Source organism: Streptomyces smyrnaeus (assembly GCF_017676345.1).
Taxonomy (GTDB): Bacteria; Actinomycetota; Actinomycetes; order Streptomycetales; family Streptomycetaceae; genus Streptomyces; species Streptomyces smyrnaeus.
Genome location: NZ_JAFFZM010000002.1, coordinates 296707 through 316063 on the forward strand (window position 1 = coordinate 296707; position 19357 = coordinate 316063).

Genomic DNA, 19357 nt, shown 5'->3' on the forward strand with positions numbered 1-19357 from the left:
CGCCCCGGTCACCCGGCCGACCGGTTGAGCCGGTGACTCGGCCCACCGGTTGAGCCGGTGACCCGGCGAGCCGGTCGCCTACAGCGTGCCCAGTTTGATCAGGAAGAGCAGGGCCAGCAGTTGGATGGCGGAGGCGCCCAGCGCCTTCTGCCAGGGCAGATCGTGGGAGCGGCTGACCATCGAGGTGAACAGGACGCCGGCGAGCACCCAGGTCGCCCACCCGATGATCTGCACCAGAGGCGCGGTCCCGCCCAGGAAGAGGGCGAACAGCAACCGCGGCGCGTCCGTCAGGGACATGATCAACATGGCGAGCCCGACCGTGGGCTGCCAGGAGCCGTTGCCGCCGAACTGGCGGGCCAGGGTGTGGGTGACGGCGCCCATGATCAGCCCGGCGATCACCACGGCGACGCCGGTGATCAGTACGTACGGGACGGCCTGCGAGAGCGTCGTGTTGAGGACGTCCTCGCGGGCCTGGTCGAGGCCGAAGACCGCGAGCAGCCCGTAGATGAACGCGACGATCAGCGCGGGGCCCCACACCGCGTAGTCCCGCATCTGCCAGAACGTGGCGTTCGGCCGCAGGACGACGCCGCTCAGCAGCTGCTTCCAGTGCAGCCGTGGACCGGACGGCGGCGCGGGCGCGTCGCCCGCGTGGTACATGGCGCCGTCGGTGTACCCGTAGCCGTCCTGCGGGCCGGGCCCGCCGTCGGGCCCGTACGGACCGGGACCGCCCTCGGGGCCGTACGGATCGTGGATGCTGAACGACTGGGTGTGGCCCGGGTTGTTGGCGTACGGGTCCTGCCCGTGCCAGCCCTGCGGGGCGCCGGGCTGCCCGCCGTGCGGTGCCGGTCCCTGCGGTGCCCCGTAGCGCGGCTGCGGGTCACCGAAGTACTCCGGTTCGCCGTGCCCCGGACCGCCGCCCTGCACGGGACCGCCGCCCTGCCACGGGCCGGGGCCCGCTCCGGGGCCCGGCTGCGGGTACGGCGGACCCGACGGGTGCTGAGGGTACTGCCCATGCTGCTGCGCGCCCCGGGAGTCCCGGCCGCGTCCGCTCCTGAAACCAGCCACGCGATCGAACGTACCGTGTTCCGCGGCCCCGGCGCGCCACAGCCGGCTGAGATGGCCGGACATCGCTGCTGACCTGTGACATCCCCTAGGGGAAACCGATGGCGCGGCCCCCACCTCGGGTGGAGACGGCACTGCCCGGACCTCACCGAGGAGGAGGGCTCACTCCCCCCGGAGGCGGACGGCGAAGGTGACGACGGAGCCCTGGCCGGCCGCGTCGGCGACGGTGAGCCGGTCGGTCACCAGCTTGGCCAGCCACAGGCCGCGCCCGCTGGTCGCACCGTCCAGGCCGGGCAGCAGTTCGGGGATGACGTCCTCGGTGAAGCCGGGGCCGGAGTCGGCGACCTGGCACTCCAGCTCGTCACCGAGATGCCGCAGCACCAGCTGGCCGCCGCCGCCCGCGTGCTCGACGGCGTTGGTGGCCACGGCGTCGACCGCGACGACGAACTCGCCCCTGCGCGGCTCGTTCAACCCGGCCGAGGCGGCCCGCGCCTCGACCTCGGCGCGCAGTCTGGGCAGGTCGCGGAGGGTGAAGCGGAGGCGGCACAGCAGCTCGGGGGTCAGCATGGGACGCCCTCCCGGACGGTGGGCCGGTTCCGGGTGGCCGCACTCGGCTCGGGGCCCGGGGGCCGGTCGCTTTCGGCCGGTCCGTCCTGGGCCGTAGGACCCGGGGCCTCACGGTCCGCCACCTGGTGCTCCTCCTCGCCTTTCCAGCCGCTCCGCTCCGCGTGCGTGAGCGCGGTTAGGAGGCTAGGCCCGGCACGCTGCAATGGGTATACCGCGACCACGGTTTGGCTCGTGTGGTGCTTTAACTGATCGCATTTGACCACGACTTGCCGGAAAACGCGCAATGGCCGGCCCCGCGCACACGGGACCGGCCATCGTGAAAGCTGGAAAGCACTCGGATCAAGCCATCCGGAAGCCCGGACCGGGCAGGACCGGGCAGATCGAAACCACCCTTCCGGACCACGGCCGGGAAGCGCGCGCCGGGCCCGCCCCTCCGGCCGGGCCCGGGGGGCCGTGGCTGATTCGTGGGCCGTGGCTCCGGGCGGGGTCAGGGCCGGGTTCGCCACACGGGCCGTGGCCACCCGTCCGGGGCATGGCCGGTTGCGCCCCACGGGGCGGGGCCGGACCGGGGGCCCGGGGCTACTTCACGGGCTCCGGCTCCGGGTGGGGCCAGGGCCGTCCCTCTGGCCGGGTCCCGTCCGGCGCCGGGCCCACCCCACGGGGCAGGCCGCGCACCCTTCCCGGCCGCCCCCTGGCCGGCCCGCCCCCGGCCGGGACGGGCGGACCGGAGGGCCGGAGCGGAAGCCGGTCGGCTACTTCGCGGGCTGTGGTTCCGGTTCCGGGTCGGGTTCCGGTTCCGGGTCCTTTTCCGTCTCGCCGTCCGAGGCCGGCGGCTCGCCGGGCGTCTTCACGGAGTCCAGCAGCAGCTGGGCCACGTCCACGACCTGCAGGTTCTCCTTCGGCTTGGTGCCGGTGGCGGAGTCACCTTCGGCAGCGGCCTTCTTGCCGTTGACCGAGTCGGTCAGCATGACGAGGCAGAACGGGCAGGCCGTCGAGACGATGTCCGGGTTGAGCGACAGCGCCTCGTCGACGCGCTCGTTGTTGATCCGCTTGCCGATGCGCTCCTCCATCCACATGCGGGCGCCGCCGGCGCCGCAGCAGAAGCCGCGCTCCTTGTGCCGGTGCATCTCCTCGTTCCGCAGTCCGGGCACCCGGCCGATGATCTCGCGCGGCGGCGTGTAGACCTTGTTGTGGCGGCCCAGGTAGCACGGGTCGTGGTAGGTGATCAGCCCCTCGACCGGGGTGACCGGCACCAGCTTGCCCTCGTCGATGAGGTGCTGCAGCAGCTGGGTGTGGTGGATGACCTCGTAGTGGCCGCCCAGCTGCGGGTACTCGTTGGCGAGCGTGTTGAAGCAGTGCGGGCAGGTCGCGACGATCTTCTTCGCGGACTTCGGCTTCTTCGTGGCGTCATCGTCGTCGTCCTCGCCGAACGCCGCGTTGAGCGTGCCGACGTTCTCCTCGCCCAGCTGCTGGAAGAGGAACTCGTTGCCCAGTCGGCGGGCCGAGTCGCCGGTGCACTTCTCGTCGCCGCCCATGATGGCGAAGTTGACGCCCGCGATGTGCAGCAGCTCCGCGAAGGCCTTGGTGGTCTTCTTGGCGCGGTCCTCCAGGGCGCCCGCGCAGCCGACCCAGTACAGGTACTCGACCTCGGTGAGGTCCTCGATCGTCTTGCCGACGATGGGCACCTCGAAGCCGGTCTCCTTCTGCAGCTCCTTGGTCCACTCCAGCCGCTGCTTCTTGGCCAGGCCCCAGGGGTTGCCCTTCTTCTCCAGGTTCTTGAGCATCGTCCCGGCCTCGGAGGGGAACGCGCTCTCGATCATGACCTGGTAGCGGCGCATGTCGACGATGTGGTCGACGTGCTCGATGTCGACGGGGCACTGCTCCACACAGGCGCCGCAGGTGGTGCAGGACCACAGCACGTCCGGGTCGATGACGCCGCCCAGCCCGTTCGGCCCGTCCTCGGCGGTGCCGACCAGCGGGCGCTCGGCCTCGTCCAGCGCGCTGCGCGGAACGTCCTTCAGCTGCTCCTCGGTGGCCTTCTCCTCGCCCTCCATGGTCTTGCCGCCGCCGGCCAGCAGATAGGGCGCCTTGGCGTGGGCGTGGTCGCGCAGCGACATGATCAGCAGCTTCGGCGACAGCGGCTTGCCGGTATTCCAGGCGGGGCACTGCGACTGGCAGCGACCGCACTCGGTGCAGGTGGAGAAGTCGAGGATGCCCTTCCAGGAGAAGTCCTCGACCTGGGAGGCGCCGAAGCGGACCTCCTCCGCGTCCTCACCGTCGGCGTCGTCGAGGGCCGTCTCGAAGTCGATGACCTTGCCGCCGGACATCATCGGCTGGAGCTCGCCCAGCGCGGCGCCGCCCTTGGCGTCCCGCTTGAACCAGATGTTGAAGAAGGCCAGGAAGCGGTGCCAGGCCACGCCCATGTTGGTGTTCAGGCCGACCGTGATCATCCAGATCATGGTGGTGCCCAGCTTGATCAGCGCCCAGAAGTAGACGAGGTTCTGCAGCGTGCTGACGTCCAGCCCGTTGTATGCCGCGACCAGCGGATACGAGACGAAGTAGGCCGGGTCGTAGCTGTCCACGTGGTGGAGCGCGCCTTCGAGGCCGCGCAGCATCAGGATGGCGAGGCCGATGACGAAGATGATGTATTCGACGAAGTAGCCCTGCCATGCCTTGGAGCCGGCGAAGCGGGACTTGCGTCCCGCGCGGGAGGGCAGGCTCAGCAGCCGGATCACCATGAGGACGGCGATGCCGACGGTGGTGGCGAGGCCGATGAACTCGATGTACATCTCGTACGGCAGCCAGCCGCCGATGACCGGCAGCGTCCAGTCGGCCTGGAAGAGCTGGCCGTAGGCGTTGACGATCGTCGGGGGCAGGGTGAGGAAGCCGATCGCCACGAACCAGTGGGCGACGCCGACGACGCCCCACTTGTTCATCTTCGTATGCCCGAGGAACTCCTTGACCAGGGTGGCCGTTCGCTGCTTCGGGCTGTCCTTCCGCGTGCCGGCCGGGAGTGGCTGTCCCAGTTTGACGAAGCGGTAGATCTGCGCGATGGCGCGGGCGAACAGCGCAACGCCGACCGCGGTGAGCAGCAGCGTGACGACGATCGCGGCGAGTTGCATAGCGGCTCCTCGGAGCACGGAGGCGGCGTTTACTAAGCAGTAACTTATCCAGTCCGTACGAGACTACCCACTTGTCGCGGTCGGCTGTACCGCGCGCCCCGGTGATTTGCGTCGCCCCCGCCGCAGAGGGCTCCCTGTCCGGCCGCAGGCGTCCATGCGCGTACTGTAATCACACACCTTGAGTCCCCCTGACTCAGTCTTCTTGACGCAATTTCCCCGGTCGTGCACTCTTGAGTCAGCTTCACTCAAGACCAAGCTGGAGGAACCCGAAATGGCTCGTGCGGTCGGCATCGACCTGGGTACGACGAACTCCGTCGTCAGTGTTCTCGAAGGCGGTGAGCCCACCGTCATCACCAACGCCGAGGGCGCCAGGACCACGCCGTCCGTCGTGGCCTTCGCGAAGAACGGCGAAGTCCTCGTCGGCGAGGTGGCCAAGCGCCAGGCGGTCACCAACGTCGACCGGACCATCCGGTCGGTCAAGCGGCACATGGGTACCGACTGGAAGATCGGTATCGACGACAAGGAATTCAACCCGCAGCAGATCAGCGCGTTCGTGCTGCAGAAGCTGAAGCGGGACGCCGAGTCGTACCTGGGCGAGAAGGTCGCCGACGCGGTCATCACCGTGCCGGCCTACTTCAACGACGCCGAGCGGCAGGCCACCAAGGAGGCCGGCGAGATCGCGGGCCTGAACGTGCTGCGGATCGTCAACGAGCCGACCGCCGCCGCCCTCGCCTACGGGCTGGAGAAGGAGGACCAGACCATCCTGGTCTTCGACCTCGGTGGCGGTACCTTCGACGTCTCGCTGCTGGAGATCGGCGACGGTGTCGTCGAGGTCAAGGCGACCAACGGCGACAACCACCTCGGTGGTGACGACTGGGACCAGCGGATCGTCGACTACCTGGTCAAGCAGTTCCAGTCCGGCCACGGCGTGGACCTGGCCAAGGACAAGATGGCTCTCCAGCGCCTCCGCGAGGCGGCCGAGAAGGCGAAGATCGAGCTGTCCTCGTCCACCGAGACGACGATCAACCTGCCGTACATCACCGCCTCCGCCGAGGGCCCGCTGCACCTCGACGAGAAGCTGACCCGCGCGCAGTTCCAGCAGCTCACCCAGGACCTGCTGGAGCGCTGCAAGACGCCGTTCCACAACGTGATCAAGGACGCGGGCATCCAGCTGTCCGAGATCGACCACGTGGTGCTCGTCGGTGGCTCCACCCGGATGCCGGCCGTCGCCGAGCTGGTCAAGGAGCTGACCGGCGGCAAGGACGCCAACAAGGGTGTGAACCCGGACGAGGTCGTGGCCATCGGTGCGTCGCTGCAGGCGGGTGTGCTCAAGGGTGAGGTCAAGGACGTCCTGCTGCTGGACGTCACTCCGCTGTCCCTGGGTATCGAGACCAAGGGCGGCATCATGACCAAGCTGATCGAGCGCAACACCACGATCCCGACCAAGCGCTCGGAGACCTTCACCACGGCCGAGGACAACCAGCCCTCCGTGCAGATCCAGGTCTTCCAGGGTGAGCGGGAGATCGCGGCGTACAACAAGAAGCTCGGCATGTTCGAGCTGACGGGTCTGCCCCCGGCGCCGCGCAACGTGCCGCAGATCGAGGTCACCTTCGACATCGACGCCAACGGAATCATGCATGTCTCCGCCAAGGACCTGGGCACAGGCAAGGAACAGAAGATGCAGGTCACCGGCGGCTCCAGCCTTCCGAAGGAAGACATCGAGCGCATGATGCGCGAGGCGGAGCAGTACGCCGAGGAGGACCACAAGCGCCGTGAGGCCGCCGAGACGCGGAACCAGGCCGAGCAGCTGGTCTACACCACGGAGAAGTTCCTCAAGGACAACGAGGAGAAGGTCCCGGCCGACACCAAGTCGGAGGTCGAGACCTCCCTCGAGGACCTGAAGGAGAAGCTCAAGGGCGACGACACCGCGGCGATCCGCGAGGCCTCCGAGAAGGTCGCGGCCACCAGCCAGAAGCTGGGCCAGGCCCTCTACGCCGAGGCCCAGCAGGCCCAGGGCGGCGCCGAGGCCGGTGCCGGCGCGGCAGGCGCGGGCGCGGGCAAGCCCGAGGGCGGTGCCGCCGGCGACGACGACGTCGTGGACGCCGAGATCGTCGACGAGGACCAGAAGCCGAAGGACGGTGCGGCGTGACGGAGGAGACCGCGGGCTTCGGCAAGGAGCCTGACGTTCCCGCCGACGCCGGTGAGCTGACCGATGCCGACCGGGCCGCCGCCTCCGAGCAGGAGGCGGCGCCCGGGGCGCCGGCCGGGGAAGCGCAGCGCAGTGAGGCCGAAGTGAGCACCCAGGAGACGCAGGAAGCGGAAGGCGCCGGCCCGGAGCAGGGCGAGGCCGCCGAAGGCGGACAGGGCGGCGAGCTGGAGGCCGTGCGGACGGCGCTCAACGAGCGCACCCAGGATCTGCAGCGGCTCCAGGCGGAGTTCCAGAACTACCGCCGCCGGGTCGAGCGGGACCGTGCGGCGGTCAAGGAGATCGCCGTCGCGAACCTGCTCACCGAGCTGCTGCCGGTGCTGGACGACATCGGCCGGGCCCGGGACCACGGCGAGCTGGTGGGCGGCTTCAAGTCGGTCGCCGAGTCGCTGGAGATGGTCGCGGCCAAGATGGGGCTGATGCAGTTCGGCAAGGAGGGCGAGCCCTTCGACCCGACGGTCCACGAGGCGCTGATGCACTCCTACTCTCCGGATGTCACGGAGACGACGTGCGTGCAGATCCTCCAGCCCGGGTACCGAATCGGCGAGCGGACCATCCGTCCCGCACGGGTCGGGGTCGCCGAGCCGCAGCCCGGTGCCGCAGGCGGTACGGGCGGCAAGGGTGAGGCCGGTGCCGAGGCGTCGGCGGCTGAAGAGGAGAACGGTGGCCCGGACGAGGGCTGACCGCGTACGGGAGGAGGGACGTCGAGGATGAGTACCAAGGACTTCATCGAGAAGGACTACTACAAGGTCCTCGGCGTCCCCAAGGACGCAACCGAAGCCGAGATCAAGAAGGCGTACCGCAAGCTGGCCCGGGAGAACCACCCCGACGCCAACGCCGGTGACCCCAAGGCCGAGGAGCGCTTCAAGGACGCCTCCGAGGCGTACGACGTGCTCGGCGACCCCAAGCGGCGCAAGGAGTACGACGAGGCGCGCACCCTCTTCGGCAACGGAGGCTTCCGGCCCGGCGGCGGACCGGGCGGGCCCGGTGGTGCCGGAACGTTCAACTTCGACCTGGGCGACCTGTTCGGCGGCGGCCAGGGCGGCGGTGCCGGCTCGCCCGGCGGCTTCGGCGGCGGGCTGGGCGACGTCTTCGGCGGCCTGTTCAACCGCGGCGGCGCCGGGACCCGTACCCAGCCCAGGCGCGGTCAGGACATCGAGTCCGAGGTGACGCTCAGCTTCACCGAGGCGGTCGACGGGGCCACGGTCCCGCTGCGGATGTCCTCCAGCGCCGCGTGCAAGGAGTGCGCCGGTACGGGGGACAAGAACGGCACCCCGCGGGTGTGCCCCACCTGCGTGGGCACCGGGCAGGTCTCGCGCGGCACCGGTGGCGGCTTCTCGCTGACCGACCCGTGCGTGGACTGCAAGGGGCGCGGTCTGATCGCACAGGACCCGTGCGAGGTCTGCAAGGGCTCCGGACGGGCGACCAGTTCGCGCACGATGCAGGTCCGCATCCCCGCGGGCGTCACCGACGGGCAGCGCATCCGGCTGCGCGGCAAGGGCGCCCCGGGCGAGCGGGGCGGACCCAACGGTGATCTGTACGTGGTCGTGCACGTCGACAAGCACCCGGTCTTCGGGCGCAAGGGTGACAATCTCACGGTCACCGTGCCGGTCACCTTCCCCGAGGCCGCACTCGGTGGTGAAGTGAAGGTCCCCACGCTCGGCGGTCCACCCGTCACCCTCAAGGTCCCGGCGGGTACGCCGTCCGGGCGCACCATGCGGGCCCGGGGCAAGGGGGCTGTCCGCAAGGACGGAACCCGTGGCGACCTACTGGTGACAGTGGAGGTCGCGGTGCCCAAGAATTTGGACGACAAGGCGAAGGACTCCCTGGAGTCCTACCGGGACGCGACGGCGGGTGAGGATCCGCGGGCCGCGTTGTTCAAGGCAGCGAAGGGAGACTGAGGTGGACGGCCGGGACGGACGCAGACGATTCGCGGCTGGGCGCTCCGCGGCGTACGAGCTGACGGACGAATCTCCTGTCTACGTCATCTCGGTCGCCGCCCAGCTCTCGGGGCTGCACCCGCAGACCCTGCGGCAGTACGACCGGCTGGGCCTGGTCTCGCCCGACCGCACACCCGGGCGGGGCCGCCGCTACTCGGCGCGGGACATCGAGCAGTTGCGCGAGGTGCAGCGGCTCAGCCAGGACGAGGGCATCAACCTCGCCGGGATCAAGCGCATCATCGAACTGGAGAACCAGGTCGCGGCGCTGCAGCAGCGGGTTGCCGAGCTGTCCGCCGCGGTCGAGGGCGCCGCGGCGGCGATGCAGCAGCGCGAGGCGCAGGTGCATGCCTCGTATCGGCGCGATCTGGTGCCGTACGAGGATGTGCGCTCCTCCAGCGCCCTGGTCGTCTGGCGCCCCAAACCGAGGGAGTAACCCCCCGGAACCCCGGTTGTGGGCAGCTTTCACCCGCTTGCGGGCACTCGGTCCGCCCGAGGTGCCCCCACGCCCTGCGGAACAGCTGCCCACAACAGGCTTACTTATTGAAGCCGTAAGAGAGAAGCTTCTTGGCGTCGGTCGTGCGTTTGGCCGCGGAGGATGAGGCCAAAACGGTGCCGATCACCGTTTTGCCGCCGCGCTTGGCGGCGAACACCAGGCAGTACTTGGCCTCGGGACCCGAGCCGGTCTTGACGCCGAGTGCGCCCGAGTAGCTGCCCAGCAGCGGATTGGTGTTCCGCCAGTTCATGTACCGGTAGCCGCCGCTCTTGGTGACCGTCTTCTGCTTGGTGGAGCGGGTCTTCACGATCGAGCGGAAGGTGGAATTGCGCATCGCGTCGCGGGTGAGCTTCGTCAGGTCGCGCGGGGTGGAGTAGTTGCGGCCCTTGCCGATGCCGTCGAACGAGTCGAAGTGGGTGTTCTTCAGCCCGAGGCTCTTTGCGGTGGAGTTCATCTTGCCGATGAAGGACTTCACCCGTGCCTTGCGGGTGCTGCCCTTGCCGAAGGTGTCGGCGAGCGCGTAGGCGGCGTCGCAGCCCGACGGCAGCATCAGACCGTAGAGCAGCTGGCGGACGGTGACCTTGTCGCCGACGATCAGTCGTGCCGAGGAGGCGGTGTTGCGGACGATGTAGTCGCTGTAGGCCTTCCGGATGGTGACCTTGCGGGAGAGGTTGAGGTTCTTGTGCGCCAGCACCACCCGGGCCGTCATGATCTTGGTGGTGGAGCCGGTGGAACGCCGGGTGTCGGCGGCCTTGGTGTAGAGGCTCCTGCCTGTGCCGCTGTTCATCACATAGCCGCCCTTGGCGGTGATGGACGGCTTCTTCGCGGCGGCGACGGTGGCCGGCGACGCCGTGGCGGCCGGGGCGGCCAGCGCGCCCGTCGTCAGTACGGCGCCGGAGGTGAGCATCACCGTGGCGACACGGTGGGTGCCAGCAATGCCAATTTTCACTTCTGTCAGCTCCAAATGCCGCTGCGGTGCGGCTCGTTGGGCGGGTACCCGGGGCCGGAAGCGGCCGGGAACTAAGAAGGATCGTAGACGTTTTTGGGTTGAGCGGAATAGACTCAACTTGTTGCATGCTGTAGGTAGCAAGCGCCATTTCCGGGGCGCGGGCACCGCTGGGGCACCCAGGTGCCCGGGGCGCCTGCAGACAGCACAGGAGGAGGAGCGCAGGAGAAGTGGACGCGGAGCTGACCAACAAGAGCCGGGACGCCATCAGCGCGGCCAACGACCGCGCGGTGAGCGACGGCCACCCCGACATCACCCCCGCCCATCTGCTCCTCGCCCTGCTCACGGGCGAGGACAACGAGAACATCCAGGACCTGATCGCCGCCGTCGAGGCCGACCAGGCGGCGCTGCGCTCGGGCGCCGAGCGGCAGCTCGCGGCGCTTCCCACGGTGCAGGGCCAGACCGTCAGCCGGCCGCAGGCCGACCGCGATCTGCTCGCCGTCATCGCGGACGCCGCACAGCGTGCCAAGGACCTCGGCGACAGCTTCGTGTCCACCGAGCATCTGCTGATCGCGCTGGCCGCCAAGGGCGGAGCCAGCGGTGAGCTGCTCAAGCAGCAGGGCGCCGACGAGAAGAAGCTGCTGGACGCCTTCAACGCGCAGCGCGGCAGCAGGCGCATCACCGACCCGGACCCGGAGGGCACCTACAAGGCCCTGGAGAAGTTCGGCACCGATCTGACCGCCGCGGCCCGGGACGGCAAGCTGGACCCGGTCATCGGCCGGGACCAGGAGATCCGCCGTGTGGTGCAGGTGCTCTCCCGTCGTACGAAGAACAACCCCGTTCTCATCGGCGAGCCCGGTGTGGGCAAGACGGCCGTCGTCGAGGGACTGGCGCAGCGTGTGGTGAAGGGCGATGTGCCCGAGTCGCTGCGCAACAAGCGGCTGGTCGCCCTCGATCTGGGCGCCATGGTGGCGGGCGCCAAGTACCGCGGCGAGTTCGAGGAACGGCTCAAGACGGTGCTCTCCGAGATCAAGGAGAGCGACGGGCAGATCATCACCTTCATCGACGAGCTGCACACCGTCGTCGGCGCCGGGGCGGGCGGCGACTCCGCCATGGACGCGGGCAACATGCTCAAGCCGATGCTGGCCCGCGGTGAGCTGCGGATGGTCGGCGCCACGACGCTGGACGAGTACCGCGAGCGGATCGAGAAGGACGCGGCACTGGAGCGCCGCTTCCAGCAGGTGCTGGTCGCCGAGCCCACCGTGGAGGACTCCATCGCGATCCTGCGCGGGCTCAAGGGGCGCTACGAGGCGCACCACAAGGTGCAGATCTCCGACAGCGCGCTGGTGGCCGCCGCGGCGCTCTCGGACCGCTACATCACCTCCCGCTTCCTGCCCGACAAGGCCATCGACCTGGTGGACGAGGCGGCCTCCCGGCTCCGTATGGAGATCGACTCCTCCCCGGTCGAGATCGACGAGCTGCAGCGCTCGGTCGACCGGCTCCGGATGGAGGAGCTGGCGCTGGACAAGGAGACCGACCCGGCCTCCGTGGAGCGGCTGGAGCGGCTGCGCCGCGAGCTGGCCGACAAGGAGGAGGAGCTGCGTGGTCTGACCGCACGCTGGGAGAAGGAGAAGCAGGGCCTCAACCGGGTCGGTGAGCTGAAGGAGAAGCTGGACGAGCTGCGCGGCCAGGCGGAGCGCGCCCAGCGCGACGGCGACTTCGACACCGCCTCCAAGCTTCTGTACGGCGAGATCCCGGCCGTCGAGCGGGAGCTCGCGGCCGCCACCGAGGAGGAGGAAGAGGCCAAGAAGGAGGCTGCCGCGGGGCAGCCGGGCAAGGCCGACAAGATGGTCAAGGAGGAGGTCGGCTCGGACGACATCGCCGATGTCGTCGCCTCCTGGACCGGCATCCCGGCGGGCCGGCTGCTGGAGGGCGAGACGCAGAAGCTGCTGCGGATGGAGGAGGAGCTCGGTAAGCGGCTGATCGGTCAGACCGAGGCGGTGCGGGCGGTCTCCGACGCGGTGCGGCGCAGCCGGGCCGGTATCGCCGATCCCGACCGCCCCACCGGCTCCTTCATGTTCCTGGGCCCCACCGGTGTCGGTAAGACGGAGCTGGCCAAGGCGCTGGCCGACTTCCTGTTCGACGACGAGCGGGCCATGGTCCGCATCGACATGAGCGAGTACGGCGAGAAGCACAGCGTGGCCCGACTCGTCGGCGCACCGCCCGGCTACGTCGGTTACGAGGAGGGCGGCCAGCTCACCGAGGCCGTACGGCGGCGCCCGTACAGCGTCGTCCTGCTGGACGAGGTGGAGAAGGCGCACCACGAGGTCTTCGATGTGCTGCTGCAGGTCCTCGACGACGGCCGGCTCACCGACGGCCAGGGCCGCACAGTCGACTTCCGCAACACCATCCTCATCCTCACCTCCAACCTGGGCAGCCAGTTCCTGATGGACCCCTTGGAGAAGGAGGAGGAGAAGCGCGAGCAGGTGCTCGCCGCGGTGCGGGCAGCCTTCCGCCCCGAGTTCCTCAACCGGCTGGACGACCTGGTCGTCTTCTCCGCGCTGGCCGGGGACGAGCTGCGGCGGATCGCCCGGCTCCAGGTGGACGCGCTCCAGGCGCGGCTCGCCGAACGGCGGCTGGAGCTGGATGTCACACCCGAGGCGCTGGACTGGCTGGCGGTCGAGGGCAACGACCCGGCCTACGGGGCGCGACCGCTGCGCCGGCTGGTGCAGACCGCCATCGGCGACCAGCTCGCGCGGGAGATCCTCGCCGGCGAGGTCCGCGACGGTGACACCGTTCGGGTGGACCGGGTCGAGGGCTGGGACGGTCTGATGGTGGGCTCGGCGCAGGGCGCGCCCGCGGCGGACTGATCCGCCACCGGAGGGGCCGAAACGCGCCCCTCCGGTACTCGCGAGGCGCAGGGTTGTCATTGCGGGGGGCTGGTGCGGGAGGATGGCCGGAGCCGTATGAAGGGAACACCCACGTGAGCATCGACCCGTCCTCGATCCCGAACTTCGGGGGCCAGCCCGAGGAGCCGGAGGAGTCCGGTCCCACCGGACCGATCATCCCCGACCAGGACCTCGTCAAGCAGCTCCTGGACCAGATGGAGCTGAAGTACGTCGTCGACGACGAGGGAGACCTCGCGGCGCCGTGGGAGGAGTTCCGCACCTACTTCATGTTCCGGGGTGAGGCGGAGCAGCAGGTCTTCTCGGTCCGTACGTTCTACGACCGTCCGCACACCATCGAGGACAAGCCCAAGCTCCTCGAGGCCATCGACGACTGGAACCGTCGCACCCTGTGGCCCAAGGTCTACAGCCACACCCACGACGACGGCAGTGTCCGTCTGATCGGCGAGGCGCAGATGCTCGTCGGCACGGGTGTCTCGCTGGAGCACTTCGTCTCGTCCACGGTCAGCTGGGTGCGGGCCTCCATCGAGTTCGACAAGTGGCTGGTGGAGCAGTTCGGCCTGGAGAAGGACATCGACTCCTCCGAGGGTGACGGCGACAGCGCCTAGGCCGTCGGCACCCCGCCCGAGGGGCCGGGCGCACTTTCCGGTGCGCCCGGCCCCTCGCGCTGTCCGCAGCCGCCCGCGCGCCCCCTGACACCCGTCAGGTACCGCGCAGCGTCCCGTGCCGGGAGACTCCTCAGCAGAGCGCGGGACCCGCGGCCGGGGGAAGCACGGGGGACGAGCGGGTCCCGCGCACGGGGGTCGCGGGCGGTCTCGGGGGAGCTCGCGAGCGCTGCGGGGCGGCGGGTCAGCCGGTGCCCGCCGCACCGCGCAGCCGCCGCACCGCGTCGGCCAGCACGCTCTCCTGTTTGCAGAACGCGAAGCGCACGTACGGTGCCCCTTCCGCTGCGTGGTCGTAGAAGACCTGGGTGGGCACGGCCACGACGCCGGCCCGTTCGGGGAGGGCCAGGCAGAAGGCGACGCCGTCGTCGGCGCCCAGCGGGCGGATGTCGGTGGTGATGAAGTAGGTGCCCGCCGGGTCGAAGACCTTGAAACCGGCCTCCCGCAGCCCGCCGGCCAGCAGGTCCCGCCGGGTGCGCAGGCCCTCCCGGAGCGCGGTGTAGTAGCTGTCGGGCAGCGCCAGTGCCTCGGCGACGGCGTACTGGAAGGGCCCGGCGGAGACGTAGGTCAGATACTGCTTGGCCGAGCGGACCGCGGTCACCAGCGCTGGGGTGCCGGTGACCCAGCCGACCTTCCATCCCGTCAGCGAGAACGTCTTGCCGCTCGACGAGATGCTCACCGTGCGCTCGCGCATGCCGGGGAAGCCGGCCAGCGGGTGGTGCGCGCCGTCGAAGACCAGGTGCTCGTAGACCTCGTCGGTGACGGCGAGCAGATCGCGCTCCACGCACAGTTCGGCGACGGCGGCCAGCTCGTCGTGGCGCAGCACGGTGCCGGTGGGGTTGTGCGGGGTGTTGAGGAGGATGAGCCGGGTGCGGTCGGTGACCGCGTCGCGCAGTTCGTCCAGGTCGAGGTGGTAGGCGCCGTCGCGGGGGCGCAGGGTGACGGGCACGCGGGTGCCGCCCGCCATCGCGACGGAGGCGGCGTACGAGTCGTAGTACGGCTCCAGCGCGATCACCTCGTCCCCGGGCTCGACCAGGGCCAGCAGCGAGGCGGCGATGGCCTCGGTGGCACCGGCGGTGACCAGCACCTCGGTGTCCGGGTCGTACCGCAGGCCGTAGAAGCGCAGTTGGTGCTCGGCCACGGCCTCCCGCAGCTCGGGGATGCCCGGACCCGGCGGGTACTGGTTGCCGCGCCCGTCCCGCAGGGCGCGCACCGCGGCCTCCCGGATCTCCTCCGGGCCGTCCGTGTCGGGGAAGCCCTGCCCCAGATTGATGGCGCCGGTCCGGGCGGCGAGCGCGGACATCTCGGCGAAGATCGTGGTGCCGAACTCGGCGAGGCGGCGGTTGAGCAGCGGACGCCCTTGCCCGGTCTCCGTCCCGGAGGCACCCCGGGCTCCCGGCGTCCCCGGGACAGCAGCTTGGCCAGCAGTCATGGCCGTCATCCTCCGGCAAGCTCTTATCTTCCTCAACCCGGCTTTGTGCCCCCACGGGACCGGGCAGGAGCCGCCTACAGCCGCGGACGGCAACACAGCTGTACGACAGCCGCATTGCTGTCCCAGGATCTCGAGGGGGAACGAGATGTCCCAAGTTCTGGTGTTCATCGGCGTGGTGGCGGTGTTCGCGTTCATCGCCGCTCTCGCCAAGTCGGCGGGGCCCAGCCGGTCCACCCGTCCCCGCCGTGGGGGCGGCTCCTGGTGGGCCGGTGGTGGCAGCGGTGGCTCGTCCTGCGCCGGGGGGAGCGGTGGCGGCTGTGGTGCCGGCTCTTCCTGCGGCGGAGGCGGCGGCGGGGGCGGCGGCTGTGGCGGGGGTGGTGGTGGCGGCGGTTGAGGGGTGTGCGCGGTGCGCACGGTCGGGTGTGCGACCGCGCCCGCGCCGGGAAGGGAACACTTGACCTCTTCCATACCTATGGGATGGAAATCCGCAGAACCTGGGTAAAAGCGCTGGGGACGCAGCGCGTTCCGTGATTCGGTGAATCGTGAACTGTCGTCCCCGAGCGCTCCCGGCCCCGGCCCGGAGGCTCGGGAGCTCGAGGGGTGGGGCGGCCCACCCTCCCTGCGTGTTTGCGGAGCCGACCCATGCTCACCACCTTGAAGACCGCCTACACCGACACCCGCGCGCACGACCTCGCCTGGGACCTGGGCCGGGCGCCGCTGCCGGCACTCGCCTGCATGGACGTCGAACTGGAGGACACCCGCGTGCAGCTGCGGCTGCTCGGCGCCTCGCACCAGGTGCTGCTCGGCGAGGAGTACGGCAGCTGCTCCGAGACCGTCGCCTGCCTGCCGGGCCGCAGCACCCCGCTCCCGCTGGGCGTCTCCAAGCGTTTCGGAGAGTGGGAGTACGAGTTCGCGGCGCGGGTCGAGAGGCTGTCACCCGGCTCGTTCGCGGGCCGCGCGCAGGAGTTGCTCGCGCTGGTCGCGGACCATCCCAACGGTTTCGCCGGTACCTTCCCGGGCGCGCCGAGCGCCTTCACCGCGCTGCTCGTCCAGCGGCACGAGGGGCAGATCCGCTGGCGGACCTGGCACTCCTATCCGCAGGAGGGCTGCCTGGTCTCGACGCGTACCCGGGTGGCCACCAGAGTGCGGGAGGGGTTGGGGGGTGTCCCGGGGCCGGGCGGGCCGGTCACGGTGCCGGTCTGCGGCCCGGCCATGGCCTGAAGGGCCGTCCCGTGCGGTGGGGCAAGGGGTACGCGTACGCGGAGTGCTCAACTCCGGTAGAAAGCACGGACGTTGAGAGTCCGGCGGCGCGGAATAGCCCCGTGTGGGTGACCTGACATGTCCGGTATGTGACGTAGCGTGCATTCATGATCGACCGTCCCCAGCCTTATGTGGACAGCGCGCGCCTGCCCGTCCCCGCAGGGTTCGGGCGCGGCTTCGTCCTCGCCTCGGTGTTCGTGTGCGCCGCCTGCGGCCTCGTCTACGAGCTCGAACTCGTCGCCGTGGCCTCCTGCCTGGTCGGCGACTCCGTCACCCAGGCGTCCGTGGTGCTCTCCGTCATGGTCTTCGCGATGGGCGTCGGCTCGCTGCTGGCCAAGCGATTGCGCTGTCACGCCGCCGCGGGCTTCGGCTATGTCGAGGCGCTGCTCGCACTGGTCGGCGGTGGCTCGGCGATAGCGCTGTACGCCTCCTTCGCCTGGCTGGGCGGGGCCCGGGTGGCGCTGGTCGTCACCTCCTTCGCCGTCGGGGTGCTGATCGGCGCCGAGATGCCGCTGCTGATGACGCTCATCCAGCGGATCCGCCGACAGGACGCGGGCGGCGCCCTCGCCGACCTGTTCGCCGCCGACTACGTGGGGGCGCTCGTCGGCGGGCTCACCTTCCCCTTCCTCCTGCTGCCGCTCGCCGGGGAGTTGACCGGCGGACTGCTCACCGGGGTGGTCAATGTGCTGGCCGGCGGCCTGGTCGTGCAGTGGCTCTTCCGGCACGACTTGACAGCCCGGGACCGTCGGCGGCTGCTGGCGGCCAACAGCTGCGTACTGGCCCTGCTGCTCGCGGGGACGGCGTTCGTCGGCCCGTTCGAGCAAGCCGCACGGGAGGCCGTCTACGGCGGCGAGGTGCGGGTCGCTGTCGACACCCCGCGCCAGGAACTCGTGCTCACCGGCGGCGCGGCCCGCAGCGAGTGGGCCGCCGCCGGCGAACTGCGGTTCTACCGGGACGGCAGGCTGGCGCTGCGGGGCCGGCACGCACGCGACGGACACCGGGCCTTCGTCCGCCCCGCCATGGCCGGCGGCCCGAACGCCCGTGTGCTGATCATCGGCGGGGGTGACGGGCTCGCCCTGCGGGAGGTGCTGCGCTCCCGCGGTGTCCGGCAGGTCACCGTGGTGGAACCGGATCCCGGTGTCGTACGGCTGGCACGGCACGACCCGGGCCTGCGCGCGCTGAACGGCGGCGCGCTGGACGATCCGCGGGTCCGCTTCGTCCACGCGGACGCCTTCGACTGGCTGCGGGACCGGGTGCGGACGGACGCGGCCCGGTTCGATGTGATCGTCTCCGCGCTGCCCCCGCCGAGTGCCTCCGCCGAGCTGAAGCTGTACTCGCAGGAGTTCTACGGGCTCGCCGCGCGGACCCTCGCCGACGAGGGACGGTTCGCGCTGCGGGCGGGCGCGCCCGGCGCCGGGTACGGCCACAACTTCTGGACGGTGCACGCCACGTTGCGCGCCGTGGGACTGGAGCCGTGCCCCTCCGCCGGTGACCGGGACCATCTGCTCGCCCGGCACGCGCACCCGGCGCCGCCCACCTGCCCCGCCCGGAAGCACCCCCGGCTGCCCCCCTCCACCCTGATGCACCCCCGCTACACCCACTGACCCTGCTCGCGAGCACGCGCGGAGCGACCGGCGGCAAAGAGGCGGCGCAGTCATATAGGTGTGGCGGACTGCGGAGTAATAGGCTCCGACCCATGGAGCACGAGGTGTACGTACCGCTATCCGTCGGCTCTGTGCGGGCCGCCCTGGCCGACAGCGCCCGCGTGGCCCGCTGCGTGCCCGGGTTCCAGCTGGCGCCGGAAGAGGCGACCGAACAGCTGCCGGGCCGCCTGAAAGTACGTATCGGCGGCTCGACCATCACCTACCGGGGCACACTCACCCTCACCCCGCGCGGCGGCACCGGCGCCACCGCGGCGCCCGACGCGCTGGAGCGGCTGGAGGTGGCCGGCAGCGGCAACGAGGCCCGCGGGGAGGGCACCGTCGAGCTCGCGCTCACCATCGAGCCCCGCTCCGCGGACGACGGCGAGGGCACCGCACTGGTGTGTGTGGGCACGGTCACCGGCACCGGCAGGCTCGCGGCGTTGGACGAGAAGACCGCGACCTCCGCGGGGGTGCGCCTGCTCGACCGGTTCGCCGCGGCGCTCGGCGACAGCATCCGCGACGAGCCGCCCGCGGGCAGCCCGGAGGCGGAGGCGGCCGACGGCGGTGGGGGCGAAGCGGGCGAAGGTCCGGTGGCCGGCGGCATCGGTGCGCCCGGCGACAACGAGCGGGCCATCCCCGGTATCCCGGAGCCGGAGCCCGAGCCGGACCGCACCCCGCTGTTCGAGACGGAGGTGCCGCCCTCCTCGCTGGGCCGCGACGACGAGTCCGAACTCGACGCCGCCCAGGCGGCGGATGCGGCGGACGCGGCGGACGGGGTGGAAGCGGCGGACGAGAGCTACGTCGCCGCGGGCGCGCCCGGTGACGCGGGCGGGCTCGGCGCGGAGGCCGCCCATGCCCGGCGCACGATGATCGGGCGCAGCGCGGAGGAGGTGGACCACGCTCCACCGCGCGGCCGTTACGCGCCCGTCCCCGCTCCCGAGCAGGCTTCGGCGACCGCCACCCTGCGCTGGGCGGCGCCCGCCGCAGCCGTTGTGGTCGCCGGCGCCGTCGTGCTCGGCCGGGCGCTGCGCCGCCGCCACTGACGGCGAGTCCGCCACAGATGGCGACCCCGCCAACCGGTGCCGCCCTCGGCTGCCGCCCGCAACCGGTGGCGCGGT

At 70.8% G+C, this 19357-nt stretch carries 14 protein-coding genes; 9 read left to right on the forward strand and 5 right to left on the reverse strand.

The genetic code is table 11. The features are described from left to right. Nucleotides 1-78: 78 nt before the first annotated feature. From JW613_RS04820 to JW613_RS04830, 3 genes are all read right to left on the reverse strand, one after another. Complete coding sequence (locus JW613_RS04820) at nt 79-1065, reverse strand: Yip1 family protein (protein ID WP_209209444.1); 987 nt, start codon at nt 1063-1065, stop codon at nt 79-81. A 159-nt stretch (nt 1066-1224) separates the two neighbouring features. Beyond that, on the reverse strand, nt 1225-1629 hold the full coding sequence (locus JW613_RS04825) for an ATP-binding protein (protein WP_099883014.1): 405 nt from the start codon (nt 1627-1629) through the stop codon (nt 1225-1227). 752 nt (nt 1630-2381) lie between these two features. Then, nucleotides 2382-4751: a (Fe-S)-binding protein gene (locus JW613_RS04830; RefSeq protein WP_209209445.1), complete on the reverse strand. Its 2370-nt coding sequence runs from the start codon at nt 4749-4751 to the stop codon at nt 2382-2384. A gap of 271 nt (nt 4752-5022) precedes the next feature. Here JW613_RS04830 and dnaK point away from each other — a divergent pair, with 271 nt between their 5' ends. From dnaK to JW613_RS04850, 4 genes are read left to right on the forward strand one after another with little or no spacing between them, the layout of a single operon-like run. Next, the gene (gene dnaK, locus JW613_RS04835) at nt 5023-6900 is read left to right on the forward strand and encodes a molecular chaperone DnaK (protein WP_209209446.1); all 1878 of its coding nucleotides are present in this window, start codon (nt 5023-5025) and stop codon (nt 6898-6900) included. Continuing rightward, complete coding sequence (gene grpE, locus JW613_RS04840; protein WP_099883017.1) at nt 6897-7640, forward strand: nucleotide exchange factor GrpE; 744 nt, start codon at nt 6897-6899, stop codon at nt 7638-7640. Before dnaK ends, grpE begins: the two co-directional genes overlap by 4 nt. A gap of 27 nt (nt 7641-7667) precedes the next feature. Beyond that, on the forward strand, nt 7668-8858 hold the full coding sequence (dnaJ, locus tag JW613_RS04845) for a molecular chaperone DnaJ (RefSeq protein WP_209209447.1): 1191 nt from the start codon (nt 7668-7670) through the stop codon (nt 8856-8858). Between the two features lies 1 nt (nt 8859). After that, entirely contained in the window at nt 8860-9330 is a 471-nt protein-coding gene (locus JW613_RS04850) for a heat shock protein transcriptional repressor HspR (RefSeq protein WP_099883019.1), read from the forward strand. A gap of 100 nt (nt 9331-9430) precedes the next feature. Here the strand turns inward: JW613_RS04850 and JW613_RS04855 are convergent, their stop codons facing one another. Further along, nucleotides 9431-10339, reverse strand: a complete 909-nt coding sequence (locus tag JW613_RS04855; protein WP_209209448.1) for a D-alanyl-D-alanine carboxypeptidase family protein — start codon at nt 10337-10339, stop codon at nt 9431-9433. A 227-nt stretch (nt 10340-10566) separates the two neighbouring features. Here JW613_RS04855 and clpB point away from each other — a divergent pair, with 227 nt between their 5' ends. After that, the gene (gene clpB / locus JW613_RS04860) at nt 10567-13206 is read left to right on the forward strand and encodes an ATP-dependent chaperone ClpB (protein ID WP_209209449.1); all 2640 of its coding nucleotides are present in this window, start codon (nt 10567-10569) and stop codon (nt 13204-13206) included. A gap of 113 nt (nt 13207-13319) precedes the next feature. Then, nucleotides 13320-13850: a YbjN domain-containing protein gene (locus tag JW613_RS04865; protein WP_099883022.1), complete on the forward strand. Its 531-nt coding sequence runs from the start codon at nt 13320-13322 to the stop codon at nt 13848-13850. A 241-nt stretch (nt 13851-14091) separates the two neighbouring features. Here the strand turns inward: JW613_RS04865 and JW613_RS04870 are convergent, their stop codons facing one another. Beyond that, nucleotides 14092-15336 (reverse strand): pyridoxal phosphate-dependent aminotransferase, encoded by a 1245-nt coding sequence (locus JW613_RS04870; RefSeq protein ID WP_245225016.1) that lies wholly within the window; start codon nt 15334-15336, stop codon nt 14092-14094. A 642-nt stretch (nt 15337-15978) separates the two neighbouring features. Here JW613_RS04870 and JW613_RS04875 point away from each other — a divergent pair. The 3 genes from JW613_RS04875 to JW613_RS04885 all read left to right on the forward strand — a co-directional run bounded on the left by JW613_RS04875 (nt 15979) and on the right by JW613_RS04885 (nt 19282). Continuing rightward, nucleotides 15979-16557 carry a DUF2617 family protein gene (locus JW613_RS04875; RefSeq protein ID WP_099883026.1) on the forward strand — a complete coding sequence of 193 codons (579 nt, stop codon included), beginning with the start codon at nt 15979-15981 and terminating at the stop codon, nt 16555-16557. A gap of 146 nt (nt 16558-16703) precedes the next feature. After that, on the forward strand, nt 16704-18200 hold the full coding sequence (locus JW613_RS04880; protein WP_209209450.1) for a polyamine aminopropyltransferase: 1497 nt from the start codon (nt 16704-16706) through the stop codon (nt 18198-18200). A gap of 92 nt (nt 18201-18292) precedes the next feature. Then, entirely contained in the window at nt 18293-19282 is a 990-nt protein-coding gene (locus tag JW613_RS04885; protein ID WP_209209451.1) for an SRPBCC family protein, read from the forward strand. Nucleotides 19283-19357: the final 75 nt, after the last annotated feature.